The following is a 23,728-nucleotide window of genomic DNA, read 5'->3' as shown; positions in this document are numbered from 1 at the left end:
AAAATAATGTCAGTAGGCTGGGCAGGTTGGTCTTGGTCTAGGGCAATTTCGCGCTGGGGTATTTTGCGTTCAAAAGGCCTAAGAAGGGTGAAAGCTTTTCGTATAACGGGTGTGAGTACAAAATCATGTAGGTAGAGGCCGAAATGGTAATTAAGCCTACCAGGGTAATTAAGCCAACGGTTTCTTGGTCAATGTGACCCAAGTTAAAGCCTAGAGCCGCCAGAATAAGTGAAAATTCAGAAATTTGCGCCACGGTTAATCCGGCTAAAAACCCAGTGCGCTTACGATAGCCCATGTACCCCATAATAGCCATTACAATCAATGGGTTACCAATTAATACAAATACCGATAAAATAAGTGCTGGCCAGACTTGTGCGCCTAATGTATCCATCTCTAGGCTTGCGCCCAAGCTAATAAAGAAAAATAACAGTAAAAAATCACGCAAACTGACCAATCTGGCGCCAATTAATTCACGATAGTGGGTTGAAGCCAACGAAATCCCGGCTAAAAATGCGCCCACTTCTTTACTAAAGCCCAGCATATCACCAAGCGATGCGCCCAATACCGCCCAGGCAATGGCAAATAAGATTAACAACTCGGGTGAATGCGCCAGGCGTTTGAGCAGGCCTGGTATAACGTAGCGCATTAACAGTGCTACCACGATGAGCATTAAAATACCTTTTAACAGCACCATTAAAGCCTCAAACCCCAAACTGGTGGTTTCTTGTGCTTGACCCAGCGCGGTTAAACCAATCATGGCCAGCACTACAACTATGTCTTGCACAATTAAAAAACCAATAGCAATACGCCCGTGCAGCGCATCGAGTTCACGTTTGTCTGATAAAAGTTTAACGATGATGATGGTGCTTGAAAAAGTTAATGCTACCGCGACATACAAGGCTCCAATGGGTGACATTCCCAACGCCAAGGCAATTAAATAACCAATAACAGAGGTAAATATAACTTGGCCTAGCCCGGTAAATAACGCCACCACACCCATGGTGCGAATAATGTGCAAATCCAGTTTTAACCCCACCACAAACAATAAAATGGCTATGCCTAAATGCGCCAATAAATCAATTTGCTCGTTAAGCGATACCATACCCAAAACGGCTGGTCCGGCAATAATTCCCACGGCAATAAAGGCAACAATAAGAGGTTGTTTAAGTTGTACTGCAATAAAACCAACGACAGCTGAAACCGTTAACAACATGCTGAGCTCTAAAAATGCGCTTTCAAACATACGGTTTCCTTTTTTGGATTTATTAACAGTTTTATTAACAGTTTTAGTGAACAACTTTATTAATAGAGACCTTTGCACGAGTGGATGTACGGCCAAAAATGGTTAAAATTTCTCTGCTTTTCGTTGGAAAACTTGTGAATAGCCAGCTATTCACTGCGTTTCCCGCCTCAATCAGGTAAATTTTTCCTCATTTTTTTCTCGTACCCCTCTCGTGCAAAGGTCTCTAATAGGTTTTATTAAACCATAGTTTAAAGCAGCCTTAAATCGTATTAAGCTTCTTTAGACATCTTTAGACCTTTGCATAAGTAAATGAGTGTATGAAGTTATTCGTAATCAAACGCATGAAAACCTCGGTAAATTGGTGTTAATTTTGCCATAGTGTTTACAAAGTTTTTAGTACGAATAAATTGGCGGCATAGTTACCTGTTTAGGGTGTAAAAATGGCTAACGTTTTGCGGGTTTTCGTTGTACCATAAGGTAATTTTTTATTGTTATATAGATCCAAATTCGTGCAAAAGTTTTAATCTTTTTAAGAAAAATAAGGATACGTTATGCGAAATAATCAGCCAGTTATAAATGATGAATACATCATTCCAGAAGGCCAAATGCTGGTTTCCAAAACCGATTTACAGGGTTCTATTATCTACGCTAATGAAGCTTTTGTAACATCCAGCGGTTTTGAGTTGGAAGAGTTACTGGGTGAGCCGCATAACATATTACGTCATCCTGATGTGCCAGAACAAGTGTTTGCAGATTTTTGGGGCACCATTGAAAGTGGTCGTCCGTGGAATCAAATTGTTAAGAATCGACGCAAACACGGTGGTTTTTATTGGGTTGAAGCTAATGCGACGCCCATTATTGAAAATGACAAAATTACCGGATATATCAGCGTTAGAGTTCAGGCAACGCGCGAACAAATTAAAGAGGCCGAGGCGGCTTATGCGGCGATTAAAGCCGGAAAAGTAAAATTGCATAACGGGGTGCCAGACTCGCTCTATCAACGCCTAAACCCACTGGCGCATTGGCCGCCTTTGATTACCATTATTCCAGCCACGTTAATTGCCATATTGAATGAAATTTTGTCTTTTTTCTTTGATATTAATTACGAGTTCTTAAACATTGCGGTTGTTGTATTAACGCTTTTATCCGCAATGCATGTTATTTACTATTTAAACCGTATTCAAGATGCCATAAAAGCGGTGGATGAGTTAACCAATGGGCAATTAAATGGCCGCATCAATACTCACGGTGCTAATACAGCCGGCACCATGAACCGCCGTTTAAAAACCATGCAAATACGTTTGGGCGCTCAACAAAATCTAATTGATACTGAAGCACGTTTTTCGCAACGCATGAAATCGGGTATGGATGATTTAAAAACCTACATTATGCTTTCTGATCAAAATGGCACCATTGTGTTTATGAATCAATCGCTAGTGGAATTTTTAAAACCCATAGAAGCGATTATTCAAAAAGAGGTTTCTGACTTTAACTTAAACAAACTAACCGGTAAAAACATAGGCTGTTTGTTTAGAAATGATGCCAATATTTTAATGGCTTGTTTAGATTTAAAAGAGCCCAAAATCTTTAAATTTAATTTTTATTCAGCCGAAGTGCAATTGTCCATGTCACCCATTTTTGACAGCCATGGTAAGTCGTTGGGTGTAGCCATTGAATGGCAAGATATTTTTCAAGAATTGTTTGTGCAGCAAAGCATTAAAAATCTTGTGACTAACGCCAGTCAGGGCAAGCTGCATTCGCGTGTAGACGCGTCTTCACTGACTGGGTTTTATCACGATCTATGCACAGACATTAACGCGCTCATGAGCAATCTGCAAAAAACGCTGAGTGATATTTCTATATTAATTGGTGGGTTACCGGCTAAAAATCTAACGCTTAAAGCGCAAAGTCAGCATTTTGGACAATACGGTTGGACCATTAAAAGCTTAGGCGCTGGCATAGAGTCGTTAAGAACTTCTTTTTGTGGTTTTAATAATCAAGCCAAGGAAGTTGCGCACTCGGCAGAGCATGTGTCTGAAAGTAATGTAATTTTATCAAATTCAATTAAAAATCAGGCAGATGAACTGCAAAAAACCGCTGTATCGATGAATTTACTAACCCAAAAAGTCACTGAAACGACCGAGCAAGCTAAGGTTTCTAATCAACTCGCCATACAAACCGAAGCGGGAGTGCAGGCCAGTAATCGCAACATGCAAGAAGCCATTTCTGCCATGAGTGAGATTGCCGAGGTTAGCCAAAAAATTACCGGTATTGTTACCTTAATTGACAGTATCGCTTTTCAAACCAATTTATTGGCGCTTAATGCGGCCGTTGAAGCCGCCAGAGCCGGTGAACATGGTCGAGGATTTGCGGTAGTGGCTGGTGAAGTGCGTAATTTGGCACAAAAATCTGCTGATGCGGCACGCGAAATTAATGGTTTAATTGGAATGACCGCCGAAAAAATTGCACAAGGTACTCAGAAAGTTGAGGCTACGGGTGCATCCTTGCAAGCCATTATTTCTCAAGTGACTGATATGACCGTCAATATTCGTCACATTTCGCACAATGCGCACCAACAAGCCGAGCAGATTCATGAGGTTAATCAATCCATTATCAGTCTTGAGCAGTCGGCCAGTGAAAACTCGACCTTGGTGTTAGAAAATGCTTCTTTGGCCGAATATTTAGGGGATGTAGCAAAAAGCATGGATGCTCTGGTTGGCTCTTTCCAATTGGGTGATTGTGAAACTGCGGCAAACTCTACTCAAGAGCAGACCGAAAGCCAGTATTTGGTGCTGGTGGTGGACGACAATATTTCTAATCAAAAAGTAGCGGTGATGTTGCTGAACAGAATGGGGTATTACACTAAAGTGGCATCCAATGGACGTGAAGCGATTACCCAATGCCAACGCTATAACCCAGCGGCCATTCTTATGGACATAGAAATGCCAGGAATGAGCGGTATTGACGCGACTCATGCCATACGCAAGATGGGTTACCAAAAACCCATATTGGCTTACACCGGACACGGTCCTGATTTTGAGAAGACCATTTATGCCGCCGGCATGAAAGACATTATTCATAAACCTCTAAAACCAGAAGAATTAATCACTAAACTTAATAAAGTCGGTTGCCCGCCTAATACTCATTCCAAAGTAGCGGTTCAGTGTCGTCGTGAAAAGCTGATTGCGAAGTCAGATTTAGCCAAGCAGTTTGACGCGATGGTTAAGGCGCACTTGGGTTGGAAGAGTAAAATTCGTAGCTTTATTGATGGCGCTGAAATTGGCGTAACCTATGAAAATGCCATAGACCATACCGCTTGTGCCTTAGGTAAATGGTATTACGGTGCTAATGGCCAAGCCTTTATGCACCTGCCAGCCATGAAAGCCCTTGGTGAAGAACACTCAATGATGCACTGTTTAATTAAAAATATTATGGACGCTTTTAGTATTGACGATTATGAAACCTTAGAAAAAGGGATTAATGAACTAGATACTCAAAGTGACAAAGTGGTTGAACTGCTGGGTCAATTAATTGAGCAAACAGCAGCTTAAGGCCGACCATTCACACGATCAAAAGTCTTTATAAGTCTGATTTAGAAATGCTTAATAATGCTCAACAACGCTAACGCTATGTTGAGTATGTTCATTAGTTTAAAGAGTTAAAGTGCTACTGCTAAAAGCTTTATTTAACGTTCGTGGCGCTGTCGTTGACCATTTTGTATAAATCGATTTGCTTAGGATTGCCCAAAGCTTTAAGGGCTTGATTGAGCGATTTTTCTAAATTTCCTGGGTAAAACTCTTCTAGCGTTAAGCCGATTATGGGTTCGGCAATTTGCTCACCTTTGGCGTTTAAAAACAGCGTGGTGGGCGCCACTTTAATGTGCATAGCGGGGCCAAAGGTTTTCATTTCAATGGCTTGACCGTTTAGGTCTTTCATCATCCAATGCGATTTGTCCATGACCACTTGTCTAAACTCGCCGTAGTTTTCTAAATCGGTGTGTTCAAACAGGGGGTTTAAAATGTTTTCTTCAAGTTTTTTGCAATAGCCGCACCAGGTGGCGGTAAAAAACAGCACCACGGGCACATTATGTTGTTGAGCGGTTTGAGCGTCTTTTTTAAGGTCAACCGCCAGAGGCAAGATTTCGCCGGCGTGTGCGGTGTGTGTGACAGAAAGCCCTACATTAAAGAGCAAAAACAGGCTCAGTAAAGGAGTGGCAAGTTTGTTTGATAACGGCTTTTTTATGCAGATGTTCATAACGGTTCTCATGTTAATACATGTTAATACATGTTAATACATGTTAATACATGTTAATACATGTTAATAAAGGCGCTTTAAAGTAAGCGCTAATCGCTAACGCCGATGTCCTCGGCATTGCGCCCCTTGTTCTTGCACGTAAAAGTGCACGCCGAGCAGTTGTTGATACGAGGTCATTAAGTTTTTTTGATAGGTGGTGCCACAGTTCCATTGACCATCGCGCAACAGGGCAATGCGTTGGGCGTTTTGGTAACGGTCAAACGCCAAATAAAGGCCATTACCGTTTATATCGTAGTGTAAATACGCGTTTACGGTGGTTATGGTGCGGTGTTTAGCGTCTTCCAACACCAGTTCTATGAATTGGCTTTCACCGCGCGCAATAAGATACGACGCTTCTACTAAGCGTAATTGGCGTTTGCCAGAACGGTATTGGCCTTCTAAAACATTGACCATCATCACATTGCCGTTTTGCGGCTGTTGATACAGCTTTTCTAAGCGAGCGCGTTCGGCAATTTCCAGTTGTAAGCTAAGTTCGCGGGCTTTGGCGTCGGCTTGCTGTTTGGCCAGGCGTTGCTCTTCTTGATAGGCTTGTTGCTTTACCAAAAGAGTTTTGCGTTCATCGGTGCTTAACGCGTTCCACTGCTCTTCGCTCATGCCCAGTGGATATGGGCTGGCGCAGGCGCTTAAACCCAAAATGGCCACCAGTAAAATGGGCATTAGAGTGGGCATTAGGGCGCGTTGGCCAATGTTCGCTAAACAGGTTAATGTATTTACCATGTTTAATCCTTTTATGCTGGTTCTAGTTCTAACTCTAGTTTTTAATAATAAAATAACCACCCACCAGCAATAAACCAATTTGCAGCGTACTGGCGTAGTCGGCGTCGATGGGCAGTAATAAACCCAGTAATATCAGCATTAAACCAATCGCCCGCTGGCGTTGTTGGCGATTTTGTTGGGCAAGTGTGGCTTTTATTTCGTCTAATTGTGCCGACTGAATCCCAATGCCTTGATGGGCTAACTTAGTGAGTGTACCGTGCAATAAACCCGGAATTTGCGGGGCTTGTTCTATCCAAAATGGCAGATTGGCTTTGATGTTTTTAACCAAACCTTTCGGGCCGACGCGTTCTTGCATCCAGTTTTCTAAAAACGGTTTTGCGGTGTCCCACAGATCGAGTTCGTCGTCCAGCTGGCGGCCAAGGCCTTCAATGTTAAGCAAGGTTTTTTGCAGTAACACCAGTTGCGGTTGCACCTCCATCCCAAAACGGCGCGCGGTCTGAAACAAGCGCATCAGCACCAAGCCAAACGAAATGTCTTTTAATGGTCTGTCCCAAATAGGTTCGCACACCGAGCGAATGGCCGACTCAAATTCGTCCACGCGGGTTTCTCTGGGCACCCAGCCCGATTCGATGTGCAGCTCGGACACACGCAAATAGTCGCGGTTAAAAAAGGCTAAAAAGTTCTCGGCCAAATAGCGTTGGTCGTCTGGGGTGAGCGTGCCCATAATGCCAAAATCAATCGCGGCGTAACGGCCGTCGGGCAGTACAAAAATATTACCCGGGTGCATGTCAGCGTGAAAAAAATTGTGCTTAAACACTTGGGTAAAAAAGATGACCACGCCTTTGGCCGAAATGTCGGTGAGGTTAATGCCCGCTTCTTTTAGTTTGTCGGTTTCGCTGATGCGAATGCCGTAAATGCGCTCCATGGTCATGACACTTTCGGAGGTGTGCGACCAGAAAATTTCGGGAACATACAATAGGTCAGAGTCTTCAAAATTACGGCGCAATTGCGTGGCATTGGCGGCTTCGCGCATCATGTCGAGTTCGTCTAAGATGGTTTTTTCAAACTCGGCCACGACTTCTACTGGATGCAGGCGTTTGGCTATTTTAACGGCGGCTTCTAATAGACGCGCTAAGCTAAACATAATGGACACGTCTTGTTCAATAATGGGTTTGATGTCGGGACGCACCACCTTAACCACTACGTCAAGACCGCTGTGCATGCGGGCAGCGTGCACTTGCGCGATGGACGCTGATGCCATAGGCACAGGGTCAAAAAAGGCAAAGGCTTCTTCTACCGTTTGTTTTAAACCGGTCTCGATGAGTTGTTTGGAGTGCACTTCGTCAAACGGTGGGCAGTCGTCTTGCAGTTTGGCCAGCTCAAGCGAAATGTCGTGCGGCAGTAAGTCTTTGCGGGTGGACAGTGCTTGCCCGAGTTTGATAAAAATAGGCCCTAACTCTTCTAACGCCAACCTAATGCGCTCACCACGTTGCGCCTGCGATGGGGTGCGCCAGTTCCAGGGCAATAGTTTGTTTAGGGTAATAAGCCAGGCGTATTTGGTATCGCTCAGCACCATTTTATCAATTTGGTAATAGCTCAAAACGCGATTGATTTTGATGATGCGCAACAATTTGTGAATAAATTTCATTAATGGGATTCTTTTAAATTAGGTGCGGTTAAGCGCTCAAGTAGGCGTTCAATTCGGTCGCTTAAGACGTCTACCGCTTGGGCGGTTTGCTGGTTGCTCTGGGTAAAACGCGTTACCTGGGCTTGAGTGGGCAGGGCGTTAAGCTCAAAGTGCAAATACTCTTTAATCGTTTGGCCTAGGTGATTTGTTAGATGATTTCTTAGGTGGTCTTGTGTGGTGTTTGACTGCGTTAAAAAAGCCCGCACACCTTGTCCCACTTTAAAGGCCACTAAGTCACCGGTTAGGTGTGAAAGTTGTTCTTCCCAATCAATCTCTATGCCACGCAGTGCGTCTATAAAGTTCTGGGCTAATAATTCATCGCCGGCCAAAATTTCAATGGGTTTGTTGTTTAATAAGTCTATAAAACCGGTGTGCAGAATGGCATCGGGCTCGCCTATTAACTGGGTTTGCACGCTTACCCCATAGTGGGTAAAGATAAAATACAGCGGGTGTTGGGTTTCTTTTAGTTGCACACCTATTACGTGATCTTCAAGGGATGCAAACAACGCGCCGTTGGCATCGTTCGCGTCGTTTAAGCGCATCGCTTGGGTCAGCAGGGTTTGTAAGAGTGTGGCTAAACTTACCAGGCCTGGTGAAGTGTGATCGGCGTTAGCAGCACTCATATTAATACTTCCAACCACGGTGCAACGCCACAATGCCTTCACTCATATTAAGGTAGTCGGCTTTATCAAAACCGGCGGTGAGCATCATCTGTTTTAGGGTTTCTTGATCTGGGTGCATGCGAATCGATTCGGCCAAGTATTGATAACTGGCTTCGTCGTTGGCAATCAATTTGCCCAGTTTGGGCAAAATATTAAACGAATAAAAATCGTAGGCTTTGGCTAACAGAGGTTGCTCAACCTTAGAGAACTCTAACACCATCAATTGACCGCCGGGTTTAAGCACGCGATACAGCTCGCTAAGCGCTTTGTCTTTGTGGGTGACGTTGCGTAATCCAAAGGCGATGGTGGCTAAATCAAAGGTGTTGTCTGGAAACGCTAAGGCCTCGGCGTTGGTGATGGTGTAATCCACATTGCCGCTAATGCCGTGATTAATTAAGCGGTCACGACCCACACGCACCATGCTTTCGTTAATGTCGGCCAACACCACGCGACCGGTTTTGCCCACACGTTTAGCAAATTCTTTGGTTAAATCACCGGTGCCGCCCGCCAAATCCAGCACCACTTGACCAGGCCTAATACCGCTTAGTTCAATGGTGTGGCGTTTCCATAAACGATGAATGCCCATCGACATCACGTCGTTCATAATGTCGTAGTTGCCGGCGACGGAATCAAACACGCCTTTAACCTTTTTAACTTTTTCGTCCAGCGGCACTTCTAAAAAGCCAAAATCGATGGTTTGTTTGGGATTGCTCATGGTATTTTGCCTTTGTTCTAAGGTTCTAAGGTGGATAGAGTGGGCACGATGGCGAAGCTCTTTTTAAGTGTGCTGCATTTTTAACGCATTCAAATCGGGGTGGGCGTGTCCGGCGCGCATTAAACGGCGTAAATAGTCGGTCCAATAATCGGTTTGGTGTACGCCTAAATCGTACAGACGCTCCCATGTGTACAGCCCGGTGTCGTGACCGTCGTCAAAATGCAGTTTTACCGCATAATGCCCCACGGGCGTTATGGCGGTAATATTGACGGCGTGTTTGCCAACCTGCAACACCTCTTGCCCAGGCGCATGCCCAGTCACTTCAGCCGATTGTGAATAAACTCGCAAAAACTCGCAGGTAAACACAAAGGTTTCACCGCTGTCAAAACTCACTTCGAGCTTGCGCGACGCTTGGTGCAATTTGATGTCGGTGGGGTGGGGCATAGTTTTTTTCTCAATCAACTTTTAAAAAATGTTTAAAGAATGTACTGCGACAAGTCTTGGTTAGTGGCTAAAGCGCCCAGACGTTCTTCGACAAACTCGGCGGTAATTTCAACCTGTGTGCCGGGTTTTTCAGAGGCGTCAAACGAGACTTCTTCTAGCAGACGTTCAAGTACGGTGTGCAAACGGCGCGCGCCAATGTTTTCGGTGCCTTCGTTTACATCAAACGCAATCTCGGCCAGGCGCTGAATGCCCGCATCGGTAAAGCTCAAATCGACCCCTTCGGTTTTAAGCAACGCAATGGCTTGGGTGGTTAAGGCGGCTTTGGGTTCGGTTAAAATACGCACAAAATCGGCGACCCGTAACGATTGCAGTTCAACGCGAATGGGCAAGCGGCCTTGCAGTTCGGGAATTAAATCGGACGGTTTGACCAGGTGAAACGCCCCCGAGGCAATAAAAAGAATATGGTCGGTTTTAATGGTGCCGTATTTGGTGCTGATAGAACAGCCTTCGATGAGCGGCAGTAAATCGCGTTGCACGCCTTCGCGCGACACATCGCCGCCACTGCCTTCTTGGCGTTTGGCGACTTTGTCGATTTCATCAATAAACACAATGCCGTTTTGTTCGACACTTTCGATGGCTTGCGCTTTAATGTCTTCGTCGTTGACCAGGCGCTGAGCCTCTTCTTCAATCAGCGCTTTTAGGGCTTTTTAATGGGCAGTTTGCGCTTCTCTTTTTTGCCTTGCCCCAAGCCTTCAAACATACTTTGCAGTTGCTGGGTCATCTCTTCCATGCCCGGTGCGCCCATAATTTCGACGTGGGCGGGCGCGGTGCTTAAATCGAGTTCAATTTCTTTGTCGTCTAAACTGCCTTCGCGCAGGCGTTTTCTAAACTTTTGGCGGGTGTCGGCCATGTTGTCGTGGCTTTCGGCTTCGCGACCGCGCGCGGGCGGCAGTAAAATGTCTAAAATACGTTCTTCGGCACGGTCTTCGGCTTGGCGTTGAACTTTTTGCGTGGCTTGTTCACGGGTCATTTTAATGGCGGTTTCGACTAAGTCGCGAATAATCGAATCGACATCGCGCCCCACATACCCCACCTCGGTAAATTTAGTGGCTTCAATTTTTAAAAACGGGGCGTTGGAAAGTTTGGCCAAACGTCGAGCAATTTCGGTTTTGCCTACGCCAGTAGGACCAATCATTAAAATGTTTTTTGGGGTGACTTCATGGCGTAAATCGTCGGCCAATTGGCTTCGACGCCAGCGATTTCGCAAGGCAATGGCCACGGCGCGTTTGGCATCGGCCTGACCAATAATGTGAGCGTCTAAACTGTGGACAATTTCTTTGGGGGTCATCATACGGGTCGTCATGTTTGGGTCGTTTCCTAACAATTTTTATGAACAAATGATTATAGTGGATTTAAAAGTAAATTTAGCGTCTAAATCGCGCTAAAGCACCCGCAAATTGGTTTGTGTTGTTTGCGTATTGAGCGCATGCATGCTAAATTCATGCGATTATTTTGGGCGGTTTAAACTGTACCGTCATGCCGTACTGTAATGCGTATTAAAGGAGCATCATGCAACTCAAATTTACCAAAATGCAAGGGTTAGGCAACGATTTTATGGTGGTCGACGCCATTAATCAAACCGTGCAATTTACGCCAGAAAAAGTCAAGCAGTGGGCACACCGCCAATTTGGGGTAGGGTTTGACCAACTGCTGGTGGTTGAAAAACCCAGTCTGCCTAAGGTGGATTTTAAATACCGCATTTTTAATGCCGACGGTTCAGAAGTGCAACAGTGTGGCAATGGCGCGCGCTGTTTTGCGCGCTTTGTGGTCGATAAAAAACTAACCACTAAAACCGAGATTACCGTTGAAACCGCCTCGGGCATTATTGTGTTGTACATAGAGGGCGATTTGGTGCGGGTCAACATGGGGCAACCCAATTTTAACCCCAGCGCCTTGCCTTTTACGGTGGACGAACGCCAACCTATTTACAGCGTGCCCATTGACGATGAGTGGATTGAATTGGGGGCGGTGTCTATGGGTAATCCGCATGCCGTGTTGCTGGTAGACGATATTGAAGCCGCACCCGTGGCCTATTTGGGCGCACTGTTGGAGTCGCACCCTTGGTTTCCCGAGCGAGTAAATGTGGGGTTTGCGCAAATTTTAAACACCCAGCATATTAAACTGCGGGTGTACGAACGCGGTGCGGCCGAAACCTTGGCGTGCGGTACGGGCGCGTGCGCCGCCGTGGCGGTATTGCGCAGTCGTGGGCTGTTGTCTGAAACCGTTACCGTGAGCTTGCCTGGAGGCGATTTGGTGATTCGTTGGAGCGGTTTAAGCGAGTCGCCCTTGTGGATGACCGGGCCCGCTGTCACGGTGTTTGAAGGGGTAATGGAACTATGAGTTTAAACCTTAATGTCGGTACGCCTAAGTCGGCGACCAAAACGCTCGACGCACACGGCAATGAAATATTTGCCTATGAACGTTTGGGGCACGATGTGGAAGGCAAGCACCGCTTAAGTGCCGAGCAAGTGGTGAATTATTTAGACCAAAATCGTACGTTTTTTCATCTGTTTCCCAATCTGTTGGATGAGTTGAGCATTCCGCACCCTAAAAGTGGTCAGGCGGTGTCGTTGTTAGAACGTCAGGTGTTTCAGTTGCGCGAACAGCGTGATGCCTTGCAAGTGGCGGTGGATTTGCAATTGGACATTGTGGGCGAAAATGCCGAGTTGTCGCAAAAGGTTCAGCAGTTTACCAAAGCCCTGATGGCCACTCAAAGCGAACAAGCCGCCGTGGAGTGCATTATTGAACAGATGAAAACGCTTTTTAAGGTCGAGCACATCGCGCTGGTGTCTTGGGATGTGCCTAAGGTCAGTGTGCAAGGCATGAACCAATTGGGTTTAAGTCAAACCTGGGTTAGCGCCTTAAAAACCACCTTGCAGGCAGAGCATCCCATTTGCGGTTTGGTTGAAAAAGAGTGGCAAAAGGGGTTGTTTAGCACAGGACAGGCGATGCAATCGGTCTGCTTATTGCCGTTGGGTAACACCAAAGTGTGGGGCGTGTTGGCGTTGGGCAGTCAAACCGATCGTTTTCATCCCAGTTTAGGCACCTATTTTTTAAAAATGATGGCCGAGTTGGTCAGTGCCAAATTAGGGCATCTTTTTAGTCATGCTTAGTCATGTTTAGCCACGTTTAGTTATGCGTTGTAGCCAAGCCCCGTCGCAAGCGCCGCAGATAATGGCGTTTATCCATGATTTACAAGCTCGCAACGCCTCAGTGCACACGCAAACCAATTATCAGCGTGATTTACAGGCCTTTTTGGCATTTTACTTAAAGCACTCTTTAAGTGAGTTGTCTGATGCTGAGTTTACCGATTGGGCGCAGATTCAGCCTAATGCGCTGCGGCGCTTTTTAAGTGAACGCATGGCGCAAGGTATCGGTGCGCGTACGTTGGCCAGGCAGTTGTCGGCCATTAGGGCGTTTTACGATTTTTTATTGCACCGTGGTTTGGTGACGCTTAACCCAGCCAAAGGCATTAAAGCGCCCAAGCAAGGGAAGCCGCTGCCCAAAAGTATTGATGTTGATTGGACGCAAACGCTGTTAGACCAACCCCTAAATTCGTGGCAAAATGTGCGAGATCAAGCGGTGTTTGAGCTTTTATACAGTGGCGGTTTGCGGGTGTCTGAGTGTGTGGGTTTAGATTTGTTACCAGGCCTGGCCATGTTAAATTCGGGTTGGGTGCAGGTCTTGGGCAAAGGTCAAAAACACCGTCTAGCGCCAGTTGGCTCTAAAGCCTTGCAAGCGCTCCAGGCCTGGTTAACCGTTCGCCCAACCTATGCCAAACCCCATGAAACCGCTGTGTTTGTCAGTGCGCGCGGCACGCGATTGGGGGTGCGCTCGGTGCAGTTAAGTTTAGACAAACGCACCGTGCAAGCCGGCTTGCCCACCAAAATGTCACCGCATCGCTTGCGTCATGCGTGTGCCACGCACGTGCTGGAATCCAGTGGCGACCTACGTGCGGTACAAGAAATTTTAGGGCACGCTAATTTATCTACCACGCAAATTTATACTAAATTAGACTTGCAGCATTTAGCCCAAGTGTACGATTTGGCGCATCCACGCGCTAAAAAAACGCCCACTCAGTCGTTGGATGAGTAAAAACTGTAAGACGCATAAAATATCCTTTAGCCAGAATGTTTCATGAATTTGTGCTGAGATTGCGCAGGGCATTGGCTTCACAAGGAAATTTTCGAAGGCGTGTCGTATCCACGATTACGGCCAACTGAGAAAATATTTTTTGTGGAATCAAGTAACAAGCAAGATCGGTGCAAATTTGTGAAATATTCGGGTTAGAATACGCAACTGAATTTATCGTTTATAAACCGTTAAAAAGGGGTGTTATGTCATTTCACGGAACAACAATTTTATGCGCTAAGCGCAATGGCCAAATGGTGATTGGTGGTGATGGCCAGGTGACTTTGGGGCATGTGGTTATGAAAGGCAACGCCCGTAAAGTGCGTCGTCTGCACAACGGTCAGGTAATTGCCGGTTTTGCCGGTGCCACGGCCGATGCCTTTACCTTGTTTGAACGCTTTGAAGGACGCTTGCAAACGCACAACGGCCAACTTATGCGTGCGGCGGTTGAGATGGCCAAAGACTGGCGCACCGACCGCGCTTTGCGTAAATTAGAGGCGATGATGCTGGTGGCCGACGCTGATAACATGCTGTTAATTTCGGGAACAGGCGACGTTATTGAGCCGCAACACGACTTTATTGCCATCGGTTCGGGCGGCAATTACGCTCACGCGGCGGCACAAGCGTTAATGCAAAACACCGATTTGTCGGCACGCGATGTGGTCGAAAAAGCCCTAACCGTGGCCGCCGACTTGTGTATTTACACCAACCATAACTTTACAATTGAAATGTTGCAGTCAAAAGACTAACGTTTACCCATTTGGAGAATGCGATGCAAATAAAAGAACAACAAAAAGTAAAAGAACCTACTGCAAACCAAGCCGAAGAGTTGATTTGTTATCCTGCTGCTCAGGCGCCAGGTCGAGTTGAAGTTGCGTTTGAGTCGATGCTTTGGAACAGTCGCTTTGTGGTGTTGGTGGCGGTGGTGGCCAGTTTAATTACCGCGTTTGGCATTTTTTACATCACCACCATCGATATTTATTACACCATTTCGCATCTAACGCATTATCACGAGTTAGATGATGCTGGACGGGCGTTGTTAAAGTCGCAAACCGTGGCGCACGTGGTGGGTTCGGTCGACGGCTTTTTATTGGGCGCAATCATGCTGATTTTTTCACTGGGATTGTACGAGTTGTTTATCTCCAAAATTGACATTGCAGGCGATAAGCACGGTGCCAGCAATATTTTATTTATCAGCTCGTTAGACGATTTAAAAGACCGTTTGGCCAAGGTAATTGTGTTAATTTTGATTGTAATGTTCTTTGAACAGGCCATTTTCTTGAAACCCACCGAACCGTTAGAGTTGCTTTATTATGCTTTGGCTATTATGTTAGTGGCATTGGCGTTGTATTTGTCACATAAGGCTTATCACTAATTGACCTTAGAACCAACCAAGCCAATCCTGGTTTTACCAGGTGTTTAAAACTAAAAGCCCGCTCATTGTTTTGAGCGGGCTTTTTAGTTTTGGGGAACGTTTTTAGAGGGCGTGTTGGGAAGTGTATTGAGTAACAACGGGCTTAAGTGTTGCATCACTTTGTCCAATACACCGCTTTGCTGGCTAAAGGCTTGGTAGGCCTGTTGACCTAGTTGTTGGCGCTGATGAGGGTCTTGGGCTAGGGTCGTTAAGGTGCGCGCTAGGTCGTTGGTGTTGTGTACAATCTGCACCGCATTTTGCTGCAATAGACCTTCAAAGAGTGCTTGCAAATTAGCGTAGTGTGGTCCTGACAATACCGGTTTTTTTAGCGCGGCCGGTTCTAAAATATTGTGCCCACCAAACGGCACCAAACTGCCGCCGACAAACGCCACATCGCCGATGGCAAACCACAACATAAGCTCACCAATGGTGTCGGCCAAATAGACCTGTGTATTGGCGTTTACCGTTTGCTGGGTGCTGCGCCGTGCCCAATTAAGCGACGATTGTTCAAGCATCTGCGCCACATCGTTAAAACGATCGGCATGACGCGGCACTAAAATAAGTAAGGCGTTAGGGTGTTGGGTTAACAGTTGCTGATGGGCTTGAAGCATCATTAACTCTTCGTCTATAACCTGGCCATCGGTGCTTTTATGGGTGCTGGCGGCGACCCAAATAAAACGCTCTGGCTCGGTTTGTTGTGACCGCCAGTGTTGTGCTTGGTTTTCTAATTCTTTGGGCAGTGCAAGGTCAAATTTTAGGTTGCCCAAGGTTTTGACTTTGCTAGAGTGTGCGCCGAGGGCTTTAAAATAGTCGGCGTCTACCTTAAATTGTGCGCCAATCCATTGGGTTTGATTAAGCGCATTGGCCAACATTGTGCCGCCCCATTTTTGGTAAGCGTAAAACGATTGCGCTTTTAGGCGCGCGTTAATTAACACAATGGGAATGCCGCGTTTTGAACAGGCCTGGTACAAATTAGGCCAAACTTCGGTTTCGACCATAATAACGAGTTTCGGTTTAATTTGGCTTAAAAACCGGTTGATTGCAAACGGGTAATCGTAAGGAATCATTTGATGTTGAATGGGCACTGGGGCAAATTGCAACGCTTGCATGGCGCCTTGAGTAGAGCCGCTGGTGAGCGTTAACGGTAAGCTAGGGTAGTCAAGTTTTAAGCGCGAAAGCAGCGGGAAAATAGAGCGGGTTTCACCCACTGATACCGCATGAATCCAAATGCCATCGGTTTGAAGGGGTTGGCGACTTAGCCCAAAACGCGCTTTAAAACAATCGACAATGGCGGGTAAAGTGGGCTGTTGTGCGTGTTGTAAGGCGTGTTTTTTACAGCGTTTGTAGCCTTTATACGCAACAAAGGGCAGCGCCAAGGTGGTTAAAATTTGGTATGTAAGTAAACGCATTAGGGTAAAAGACTCCACCACTCGTGCAAAGGTCGTAGGATGGATTTACGTGTTAAAACAGCGTTGACCAGGCCTGGTTAAGTGGGTTTTTAGTTTAAAAATCAATGAAAGTATTAGTTGCTCAATTAAGATTGAAATCAACGATTTAAGTCGTAAATTTGAATCACACCCACCACGTTGTTGTCTTGTGTGACCAACAGCGAGGTAATTTTGTGTGTGTTCATCAGCTCTTCGGCGTCGTTTAAGCGGGCGTTGGCGTCAATGCTTTTGGGGTGTTTGCCCATAATGTCGTGCGCGGTTAAGGTCATAAACTGCGCCGCGTTGCTTTCCATGTGGCGGCGTAAATCACCGTCGGTAATAATGCCTGCGCCATTATCGACAATGCACAACCCCAAGCGGCCTTCGCTCATGGTGTGAATCACGTCTTTCATGCTGGCGCTTGCACTGACCATGGGTAAGTTTTTAGTAATCATCTCATGCGACACGCGGGTGAGCAGTTTGCGCCCTAAGCTGCCGCCGGGGTGAAAGCGCGCAAATTGATGCGGTTGAAAATCACGTGCTTCCATCAGCGCGACCGCCAGCGCATCGCCCATGACCAATGTGGCCGTGGTGGACGAGGTAGGGGCAAGTTGATGCGGGCACGCTTCACGCGGTACGGCCACGTTAAGGTGAAAATTGGAGTTGGTGGCTAAGGTTGAATTGGGTTTGCCGGTCATAGAAATCACAATGTTGCCGTTGTCTTTTAAAAACGGCAATAAGCGAATCACCTCTTCGGTTTCACCCGAATTTGACAGCGCCAAAAACACATCTTGTGGCGATACCATGCCCAAATCGCCATGAAACGCTTCACCTGGGTGCATAAAAAAACACGGCGTGCCAGTGCTGGCCAAGGTGGCGACGATTTTTTTACCAATTAATCCCGACTTGCCCATGCCGCAAATCACCAAACGGCCTTGCGTGGCCAAAATGGCATTAACACTGCCGTTAAAATCGTCGTTCAGCAGCGTTTTTAAGTGTAAAACCGCTTCGGCTTCAATGTCAAAAACCTGTTTGGCGAGTGCTTGATAATCTATTGGCATGCGGTGGTTTTACTCTTTGTTAGCAAGTTACATTGAGACCTTTGCACGAGTGGATGTACGGCCAAAAATGGTTAAAATTTTCCTGCTTTTCGTTGGAAAACTTGTGAATAGCCAGCTATTCACTGCGTTTCCCGCCTCAAACGAAGAACTTGGCGAAAAGCCAAGAATCAGGTAAATTTTTCCTCATTTTTTTCTCGTACCCCTCTCGTGCAAAGGTCTCATTAATCAACTTGGCGTGTAATTTATGGGATTAACCGTGGTTAGAAATAATAACCCACGTGAATGTTGTGAAAATCGGTGCCGGGATTGGGCATTTCTATGCCGGCGTTTGAGATGTGTAAATAGCGGTAACCCACCTCAAAATCGGCCGTTTTAACGCCCAAACCAAAAATACTGCCAAACTGAAATTGGGTCGATTTAAACTCATTTTCAACCGTCACGTTGCTTAATAATTGTGGGCCACCGCCCATTTCTATAAACGGGGTAATGGCTCTGTTTTTAAGCTGATAATGAAACACGGGCGTGATGCCAATCATGTAACCGATGTCTTGATCTGGGTTGCTAAGGGTTGAATCCCAATGGTTTAAATTAACCTCCCAACGCCCTGCGATTTCCCAGCTATTGGCCTCGTAAATTTTTTCTTGCCAATTGGCACCCAAGGCTATTCTGGCGTGTTTTAAGGTGCTGTCTTCGCCTAAGTCTAAGCTGAATGTGAGCTGGTCGGTGTTAATGCCGGGCGACAACGAGCACGGCGCTTTGCCTTGGTAGCAGGCAAAGCCTAATGAGCCTAAGGCTCCCAAAATCGCCAATGACATAGGGCCGTTTTGTGCGTCAGCGGCAAAAGCGTGGGGGCTTGTTACTGAGAAAGAGGCTAAAATAGCCGTGACCATAATGTATTTTGGGAAGGTTTTTACACTGCGCATATTTATGATTCCTGATAAACTGTGACACGCATTTTAATGTAAATTTAACACGCTTTGTAAATTTACACGTTTAAAATTGAAGCGGTTTAAACGTGCAACATGCCTACAAAAGGCAAAAGCCGCTTTAAACACCTAGACAATCTATTAGGGACTGATAAATTTAATGGTTAAAGATGGAACGCACGATTTTTCTCAGGTAAAAGTTTTGGTGGTGGGCGATGTCATGCTCGACCAATATTGGTCGGGACGTGCCGGGCGTATTTCGCCAGAGGCACCTGTGCCCGTTGTAAACGTTCACACTCAAGAAGTTCGTGCCGGAGGAGCCGCCAATGTGGCCATGAACATTATGTCTCTTGGTGCTAAGGCGCACTTGTTAGGCGTGATTGGGCAAGACGTTTCAACGGGTATAACTGAAAATCAACAAGGCATTCAACCTGCGCTGGATCAGTATGGTGTTCAGTTAAATGAGTTGATGCAGTCGGCTCAAGTCGAGTGTGGTTGGGTGTTGTCACCCAGTGGCACTATTTGTAAATTACGTGTTTTGAGCCATCATCAGCAATTAATTAGAATGGATTTTGAAACTACGGTGCCTGAAGTGGCCGCGCAAGCCTTGGCGCTTAAAGTGGCTGAGCACGTAGCGCACTATGATGTGCTGGTGGTCTCGGATTACGCCAAAGGCAGCTTGCAGTTTGTAGAACAGATGATTGCTAGCGCCAAGCAGGCCAATGTACCTGTGCTGGTTGATCCCAAAGGCTTGGCGTTTGAACGATATCGCGGCGCGAGTCTAATCAAGCCCAATCAAAGTGAATTTGAAGCGGTGGTGGGACATGCGGTAAACAGCCAAACGCTGGTAAGCGCGGCCAATGAGCTTATGCAACGCTTAGATTTAGAGGCATTGTTAGTGACACGTAGCGAACACGGTATGGCGCTGGTGACACGTAATGATGCGCCGTACTTACTGAGCAGCCAAGCGCAAGAAGTGTTTGATGTGACTGGCGCTGGCGATACTGTCATCGCCGCTTTAGCGGTAGGGTTTGCAAGTGGTATGAGTTTGCAAAGTGCCACGCATTTGGCCAATCAGGCGGCCAGCATTGTTGTGCGTAAAGTGGGTACATCGACTGTATCCAAAGCAGAGTTAGACCAGGCGATTAAAGCTTCTATGCGCCATAAGGGCTATGTGGCCATGAACGAAGACGAGTTATTGACTTTGGTGCAGATGGCGCAACGCAATGGTGAGCGCGTGGTGATGACCAACGGCTGTTTTGATTTATTACACAGCGGCCACGTGCGTTATTTAAACGAGGCCGCAGGGTTGGGTGATCGCTTAATTGTCGCGGTAAACACAGATGCGTCGGTGCAGATTTTAAAGGGGGATGCGCGTCCGATTGTAGGCGTGCAAGGACGTATGGAATTGCTTTCGGCGTTGAGTTGTGTTGATTGGGTGGTGGCCTTTAACGAACCCACGCCTGAGCGTCTTATTTGTAAACTGCAACCTGATGTTTTAGTAAAAGGTGGCGATTATAAGCCCGCCGAAATTGCTGGTGCACAATGTGTTTGGGCTAGCGGCGGGCAGGTAGAGGTATTGTCTTTTTGGGATGGGTATTCGACCACTCGTTTAGTGGATAAGATTACAGCCGCCAAAAAACAAGAGCAACGCACTACGACGGATGCGAAAGCATGAATATTGATTTTGAATATGCGTACGCAGAACATCAAAAAGCCATTGAATCGGTCTTGCAACAGTCCGATAATGTGCGTAAAGTGGTATTGGCAATTAAAAAAGTGTTGAATACGGTGGCAAGGTACTTTGGTTGGGTAACGGTGGCAGTGCCGCCGATGCGCAGCACATGGCCGCCGAGCTTATGGTGCGTTACGTTAAAAATCGTGCACCCATTGCTTCATTAGCCTTAACCACTGACAGTTCTATTTTAACGGCTCACAGTAATGATTTTAGTTTTGATACGGTGTTTTCAAGGCAAATTATGGGGTTGGCTAAAGCCGGTGACGTGGTGATTGGTTTGTCTACCTCGGGCAACAGCGTTAACGTGCTTAAAGCGTTGCAAGCCGCCAAAGAGTTGGGGTGTGTAACCGTTGCCATGACTGGCCGGGCTGACAGTGCTTTAAGCAGTTTGGCCGACATATGTTTTAAGGTAAATACGCTCGAAACAGCTCGGGCACAAGAAGCGCATAGCTTTTTAAGCCATTTAATTTGTGAGGGGCTTGATTCTATCTACGGGTAGCGATTTAGCCTAAAATTTTAAGCGTCCAATGTCCTCTAACCTAGATAGACAATAATGGGGTAATAAATGTTATTTTTGGCAGGCGATATTGGTGGCACTAAAGCGTTGTTACAATTGATTGAAGTACGATCGTCTTCAGATACCATTGTGTTGGCCAAGCAGCATTATTTATGCAAAGACTTTAACTCTTTAGAAAGTATTGTGAGTGATTTTTTATCTCATTTTCTGTCCATGCAGTCCAGTGAATCTTGCGCTAAATTGTCATTTAAAACTAAAGAAATCCTGGTTGAGCGGGCTTGCTTTGGGTTGCCCGGTCCAGTCAGTGGGCGCAAGGTTAAGTTAACCAACTTGCCCTGGGAGGTAGACGCTGATGCCATTGAAAAAGCCTGTTTTATCCAATCTGTTTGTTTTGTAAACGATTTTTACGCGGCGGCATTAGGGGTGCAAACGCTTACCGATGAAAATGTGGTGCCTTTGTATCAACCCTTTAACATACCCACTCACGCCAACGGCAAAGTGGCCGGCAATCGTTTGGTGATTGGTGCAGGTACCGGTTTAGGTCTTGCACCCATTTTTTACGATGGGGCGCGTTATTTACCTGTGAGTTGTGAAGGTGGGCATTTTGATTTTGCCCCTATCTCTGAAACGCAACAACTTTTGTTAAATTGGTTATGGCAAACTTGGGAGCACGTTTCGTACGAGCGGGTTTTATCGGGGCCAGGTATAGAAACGCTTTATACGTTCTTTAAATTGTTTGATTGTCCGCCTACCTATTCGTTAAATACCGTGATAGAAGCCGGTGATTTAAGTGTTTTGAGCGTACAAAAAAACACGTTAAAACCACTAACGCCCTTTGGCATTACTCAAACGACCGCCTATTTACAGGCATCCGCTCTTTTGGCGGCGCAGCCCAGTTTAAATGCGGCGCAAATTCATGCGGCGGCTGAGCAAGGTGACCCAACGGCCATTAAAGCTTTGACCGAATTTGTGACTATTTACGGCGCGTTTGTAGGTGCGGCGGCTTTAATTTGGCACGCGCCACAAGGAATTTATTTAGCCGGAGGCATTGCGGATAAATTGTTGAACTGGATGTTAAAACCTTACTTTAAACAAGCCTTGCTCGAAAAAGGCCGTATGGCCGGTGTAATAGCTAAAATGCCTGTGTTTTTAGTCACCGATGCCAGCTTGGGTTTACGCGGGGCAATGCAACATAATTTTATGGATTCGTTGTGAAATCGGGACTGATTGAAATTTAACCAGGCCTGGTAGTTGATTTAAATCAAGAAAATTAGGGGTTGCGTTTAACAAACGCTTCTAAAAAAGCCAATTTGTTTTAAATAGTGACAAACTTTACGTCTACAAAACAATAAGAGAGGATGCGTGATGAAATATTATATGGAAACAAAATCAGCCACTAAGTTAACTCGTAAAACCTTAGCCTTGGTGTTGGCCGGTGGTGAAGGCAGTCGTTTAAAAGATTTAACCCGCTGGCGTGCAAAACCTGCCGTGCCGTTTGGAGGCAAATACCGCATTATTGATTTTGTATTGTCTAACTGCGTTAACTCTGGAATTCGTAAAATTGGTGTGTTAACCCAATACAAATCGCATTCACTAATACGTCATGTGCAACGTGCGTGGAGTTTTATGCGTTACGAGGTAGGTGAGTTTGTTGAACTGCTTCCCGCGCAACAGCGAGTGGACAAAGATTGGTATAAAGGCACTGCTGATGCACTGTATCAAAACCTTGACATCATGCGACGTCACACGCCTAAATTTGTGATGGTGCTGGGGGGCGATCATATTTATTCGATGGACTACAGCAAAATGCTATTTGACCACGCCAACTCGGGCGCAGATGTAACGATTGGTTGCATTGAAGTGCCGCGCATGGAAGCGACTGGTTTTGGAGTTATGTCGGTCGATGAAACGCTAAAAATTACCAAGTTCACTGAAAAACCGGCCGATCCAGAAGCCATGCCTGGTAAGCCAGACAAAGCGTTGGCGTCGATGGGAATTTATATTTTTTCGACCGAGTTTTTGTATCAAAAATTAATTGAAGACAGCGATAACCCAAATTCGTCACACGATTTTGGCAAAGACATTATCCCCTCAGTGATTGCCGACCATAAAGTGCAAGCTTATCCGTTTGTTGACGACAAAGGTGATCCAGTTTATTGGCGTGATGTGGGTACTATTGAGTCGTTTTGGAAAGCCAATCTTGACCTGTGCTCGATTGAACCTGAGTTAAACTTGTACGATCGTGAATGGCCTATTTGGACCTATCAAGCACAAATGCCTCCGGCTAAATTTACCTTCGATGACGAAGGACGTCGTGGTGAAGCCATTGACTCTTTAGTGGCAGGCGGTTGCATTATTTCGGGCGCGCGTATTAAGCGTTCAGTGATTTCAAGCGGTTCGCGGGTGCACAGTTATTCTCTTATTAAAGATTCGGTGTTGCTGCCGCGCGTTGAGGTGGGGCGTAATTGTCGTATTCAAAACGCGGTAATTGACAAAGGCACCAAAATACCTGAAAACACCATTATCGGTGAAGACCCTATTGAAGACGCCAAACGGTTTTACGTTGAACCAGAAAGCGGTATTGTTTTGGTAACCCCAGATATGATGGGGCAAAAGTTGCATACATTGCGTTAAGCAGTCTTAATGTTTTAAGTGGTTTAGATAGAGACCTT

General features: G+C 46.0%; 20 protein-coding genes and 1 pseudogene. 10 read left to right on the top strand and 11 right to left on the bottom strand.

Annotation, left to right across the window (positions count from 1 at the left end):
- Positions 1-37: 37 nt before the first annotated feature.
- A complete protein-coding gene (locus EP181_RS07570; protein WP_197723363.1) occupies positions 38-1,243 on the bottom strand; it encodes a cation:proton antiporter in 1,206 nt (401 codons plus the stop codon).
- A 551-nt stretch (positions 1,244-1,794) separates the two neighbouring features.
- Here EP181_RS07570 and EP181_RS07565 point away from each other — a divergent pair.
- Positions 1,795-4,794 (top strand): methyl-accepting chemotaxis protein, encoded by a 3,000-nt coding sequence (locus EP181_RS07565; RefSeq protein WP_127471099.1) that lies wholly within the window; start codon positions 1,795-1,797, stop codon positions 4,792-4,794.
- Between the two features lie 130 nt (positions 4,795-4,924).
- Here the strand turns inward: EP181_RS07565 and EP181_RS07560 are convergent, their stop codons facing one another.
- From EP181_RS07560 to hslU, 7 genes and pseudogenes are all read right to left on the bottom strand, one after another.
- Entirely contained in the window at positions 4,925-5,497 is a 573-nt protein-coding gene (locus EP181_RS07560) for a thioredoxin family protein (protein WP_172959718.1), read from the bottom strand.
- A 96-nt stretch (positions 5,498-5,593) separates the two neighbouring features.
- Positions 5,594-6,274, bottom strand: coding sequence for a hypothetical protein (locus tag EP181_RS07555; protein ID WP_127471097.1), 681 nt, complete (start codon positions 6,272-6,274; stop codon positions 5,594-5,596).
- A 34-nt stretch (positions 6,275-6,308) separates the two neighbouring features.
- Positions 6,309-7,922, bottom strand: coding sequence for a ubiquinone biosynthesis regulatory protein kinase UbiB (gene ubiB / locus EP181_RS07550; RefSeq protein ID WP_127471096.1), 1,614 nt, complete (start codon positions 7,920-7,922; stop codon positions 6,309-6,311).
- Positions 7,922-8,584, bottom strand: coding sequence for a ubiquinone biosynthesis accessory factor UbiJ (locus EP181_RS07545; protein WP_127471095.1), 663 nt, complete (start codon positions 8,582-8,584; stop codon positions 7,922-7,924). The genes ubiB and EP181_RS07545 overlap by 1 nt, the downstream gene beginning before the upstream one ends.
- A gap of 1 nt (position 8,585) precedes the next feature.
- Complete coding sequence (ubiE, locus tag EP181_RS07540; RefSeq protein ID WP_127471094.1) at positions 8,586-9,338, bottom strand: bifunctional demethylmenaquinone methyltransferase/2-methoxy-6-polyprenyl-1,4-benzoquinol methylase UbiE; 753 nt, start codon at positions 9,336-9,338, stop codon at positions 8,586-8,588.
- Between the two features lie 63 nt (positions 9,339-9,401).
- Positions 9,402-9,782, bottom strand: a complete 381-nt coding sequence (locus tag EP181_RS07535) for a gamma-butyrobetaine hydroxylase family protein (protein ID WP_127471093.1) — start codon at positions 9,780-9,782, stop codon at positions 9,402-9,404.
- A 32-nt stretch (positions 9,783-9,814) separates the two neighbouring features.
- A pseudogene (hslU, locus tag EP181_RS07530) lies at positions 9,815-11,133 on the bottom strand (ATP-dependent protease ATPase subunit HslU).
- A gap of 218 nt (positions 11,134-11,351) precedes the next feature.
- On the opposite strand from hslU, the gene dapF reads away from it, so the two are divergent.
- From dapF to EP181_RS07505, 5 genes are all read left to right on the top strand, one after another.
- Positions 11,352-12,182, top strand: a complete 831-nt coding sequence (gene dapF / locus EP181_RS07525) for a diaminopimelate epimerase (protein WP_127471092.1) — start codon at positions 11,352-11,354, stop codon at positions 12,180-12,182.
- Complete coding sequence (locus tag EP181_RS07520) at positions 12,179-12,955, top strand: DUF484 family protein (protein WP_127471091.1); 777 nt, start codon at positions 12,179-12,181, stop codon at positions 12,953-12,955. The genes dapF and EP181_RS07520 overlap by 4 nt, the downstream gene beginning before the upstream one ends.
- Positions 12,956-13,016: 61 nt before the next feature.
- On the top strand, positions 13,017-13,937 hold the full coding sequence (locus tag EP181_RS07515) for a tyrosine recombinase XerC (RefSeq protein WP_232023381.1): 921 nt from the start codon (positions 13,017-13,019) through the stop codon (positions 13,935-13,937).
- Positions 13,938-14,179: 242 nt separating this feature from the next.
- Positions 14,180-14,722, top strand: a complete 543-nt coding sequence (gene hslV / locus EP181_RS07510; RefSeq protein WP_127471089.1) for an ATP-dependent protease subunit HslV — start codon at positions 14,180-14,182, stop codon at positions 14,720-14,722.
- A 23-nt stretch (positions 14,723-14,745) separates the two neighbouring features.
- On the top strand, positions 14,746-15,348 hold the full coding sequence (locus EP181_RS07505) for a YqhA family protein (RefSeq protein WP_127471088.1): 603 nt from the start codon (positions 14,746-14,748) through the stop codon (positions 15,346-15,348).
- A gap of 83 nt (positions 15,349-15,431) precedes the next feature.
- Here the strand turns inward: EP181_RS07505 and waaA are convergent, their stop codons facing one another.
- From waaA to EP181_RS07490, 3 genes are all read right to left on the bottom strand, one after another.
- Entirely contained in the window at positions 15,432-16,796 is a 1,365-nt protein-coding gene (gene waaA / locus EP181_RS07500) for a lipid IV(A) 3-deoxy-D-manno-octulosonic acid transferase (RefSeq protein ID WP_127471087.1), read from the bottom strand.
- Positions 16,797-16,933: 137 nt separating this feature from the next.
- Positions 16,934-17,875 (bottom strand): KpsF/GutQ family sugar-phosphate isomerase, encoded by a 942-nt coding sequence (locus EP181_RS07495; RefSeq protein ID WP_127471086.1) that lies wholly within the window; start codon positions 17,873-17,875, stop codon positions 16,934-16,936.
- 260 nt (positions 17,876-18,135) lie between these two features.
- The gene (locus EP181_RS07490; protein WP_127471085.1) at positions 18,136-18,798 is read right to left on the bottom strand and encodes an acyloxyacyl hydrolase; all 663 of its coding nucleotides are present in this window, start codon (positions 18,796-18,798) and stop codon (positions 18,136-18,138) included.
- A gap of 163 nt (positions 18,799-18,961) precedes the next feature.
- On the opposite strand from EP181_RS07490, the gene hldE reads away from it, so the two are divergent.
- The 4 genes from hldE (at position 18,962) to glgC (ending at position 23,690) form a co-directional block, all read left to right on the top strand.
- The gene (gene hldE / locus EP181_RS07485) at positions 18,962-20,479 is read left to right on the top strand and encodes a bifunctional D-glycero-beta-D-manno-heptose-7-phosphate kinase/D-glycero-beta-D-manno-heptose 1-phosphate adenylyltransferase HldE (RefSeq protein WP_127471084.1); all 1,518 of its coding nucleotides are present in this window, start codon (positions 18,962-18,964) and stop codon (positions 20,477-20,479) included.
- Between the two features lie 130 nt (positions 20,480-20,609).
- The gene (locus tag EP181_RS07480) at positions 20,610-21,038 is read left to right on the top strand and encodes a D-sedoheptulose-7-phosphate isomerase (protein WP_232023380.1); all 429 of its coding nucleotides are present in this window, start codon (positions 20,610-20,612) and stop codon (positions 21,036-21,038) included.
- A gap of 66 nt (positions 21,039-21,104) precedes the next feature.
- On the top strand, positions 21,105-22,271 hold the full coding sequence (locus tag EP181_RS07475) for a glucokinase (protein ID WP_127471083.1): 1,167 nt from the start codon (positions 21,105-21,107) through the stop codon (positions 22,269-22,271).
- 150 nt (positions 22,272-22,421) lie between these two features.
- Complete coding sequence (glgC, locus tag EP181_RS07470; RefSeq protein ID WP_127471860.1) at positions 22,422-23,690, top strand: glucose-1-phosphate adenylyltransferase; 1,269 nt, start codon at positions 22,422-22,424, stop codon at positions 23,688-23,690.
- The last annotated feature ends 38 nt before the right edge of the window (positions 23,691-23,728 follow it).

Origin of the sequence: Thiomicrorhabdus aquaedulcis, assembly GCF_004001325.1 — a bacterium.
In the GTDB taxonomy this organism is placed as follows: Bacteria; Pseudomonadota; Gammaproteobacteria; order Thiomicrospirales; family Thiomicrospiraceae; genus Thiomicrorhabdus; species Thiomicrorhabdus aquaedulcis.
Note: the sequence above shows the minus strand (reverse complement) of the source record. Positions and strands in the feature narration are given on the sequence as shown.

Excerpts from the sequence above, each read along its gene's own strand:
- EP181_RS07570 (WP_197723363.1), bottom strand. The coding sequence starts at position 1,243 with ATGTTTGAAAGCGCATTTTTAGAGCTCAGCATGTTGTTAACGGTTTCA.
- EP181_RS07565 (WP_127471099.1), top strand. The coding sequence starts at position 1,795 with ATGCGAAATAATCAGCCAGTTATAAATGATGAATACATCATTCCAGAA.
- EP181_RS07560 (WP_172959718.1), bottom strand. The coding sequence starts at position 5,497 with ATGAACATCTGCATAAAAAAGCCGTTATCAAACAAACTTGCCACTCCT.
- EP181_RS07555 (WP_127471097.1), bottom strand. The coding sequence starts at position 6,274 with ATGGTAAATACATTAACCTGTTTAGCGAACATTGGCCAACGCGCCCTA.
- ubiB (WP_127471096.1), bottom strand. The coding sequence starts at position 7,922 with ATGAAATTTATTCACAAATTGTTGCGCATCATCAAAATCAATCGCGTT.
- EP181_RS07545 (WP_127471095.1), bottom strand. The coding sequence starts at position 8,584 with ATGAGTGCTGCTAACGCCGATCACACTTCACCAGGCCTGGTAAGTTTA.
- ubiE (WP_127471094.1), bottom strand. The coding sequence starts at position 9,338 with ATGAGCAATCCCAAACAAACCATCGATTTTGGCTTTTTAGAAGTGCCG.
- EP181_RS07535 (WP_127471093.1), bottom strand. The coding sequence starts at position 9,782 with ATGCCCCACCCCACCGACATCAAATTGCACCAAGCGTCGCGCAAGCTC.
- dapF (WP_127471092.1), top strand. The coding sequence starts at position 11,352 with ATGCAACTCAAATTTACCAAAATGCAAGGGTTAGGCAACGATTTTATG.
- EP181_RS07520 (WP_127471091.1), top strand. The coding sequence starts at position 12,179 with ATGAGTTTAAACCTTAATGTCGGTACGCCTAAGTCGGCGACCAAAACG.
- EP181_RS07515 (WP_232023381.1), top strand. The coding sequence starts at position 13,017 with ATGGCGTTTATCCATGATTTACAAGCTCGCAACGCCTCAGTGCACACG.
- hslV (WP_127471089.1), top strand. The coding sequence starts at position 14,180 with ATGTCATTTCACGGAACAACAATTTTATGCGCTAAGCGCAATGGCCAA.
- EP181_RS07505 (WP_127471088.1), top strand. The coding sequence starts at position 14,746 with ATGCAAATAAAAGAACAACAAAAAGTAAAAGAACCTACTGCAAACCAA.
- waaA (WP_127471087.1), bottom strand. The coding sequence starts at position 16,796 with ATGCGTTTACTTACATACCAAATTTTAACCACCTTGGCGCTGCCCTTT.
- EP181_RS07495 (WP_127471086.1), bottom strand. The coding sequence starts at position 17,875 with ATGCCAATAGATTATCAAGCACTCGCCAAACAGGTTTTTGACATTGAA.
- EP181_RS07490 (WP_127471085.1), bottom strand. The coding sequence starts at position 18,798 with ATGCGCAGTGTAAAAACCTTCCCAAAATACATTATGGTCACGGCTATT.
- hldE (WP_127471084.1), top strand. The coding sequence starts at position 18,962 with ATGGTTAAAGATGGAACGCACGATTTTTCTCAGGTAAAAGTTTTGGTG.
- EP181_RS07475 (WP_127471083.1), top strand. The coding sequence starts at position 21,105 with ATGTTATTTTTGGCAGGCGATATTGGTGGCACTAAAGCGTTGTTACAA.
- glgC (WP_127471860.1), top strand. The coding sequence starts at position 22,422 with ATGAAATATTATATGGAAACAAAATCAGCCACTAAGTTAACTCGTAAA.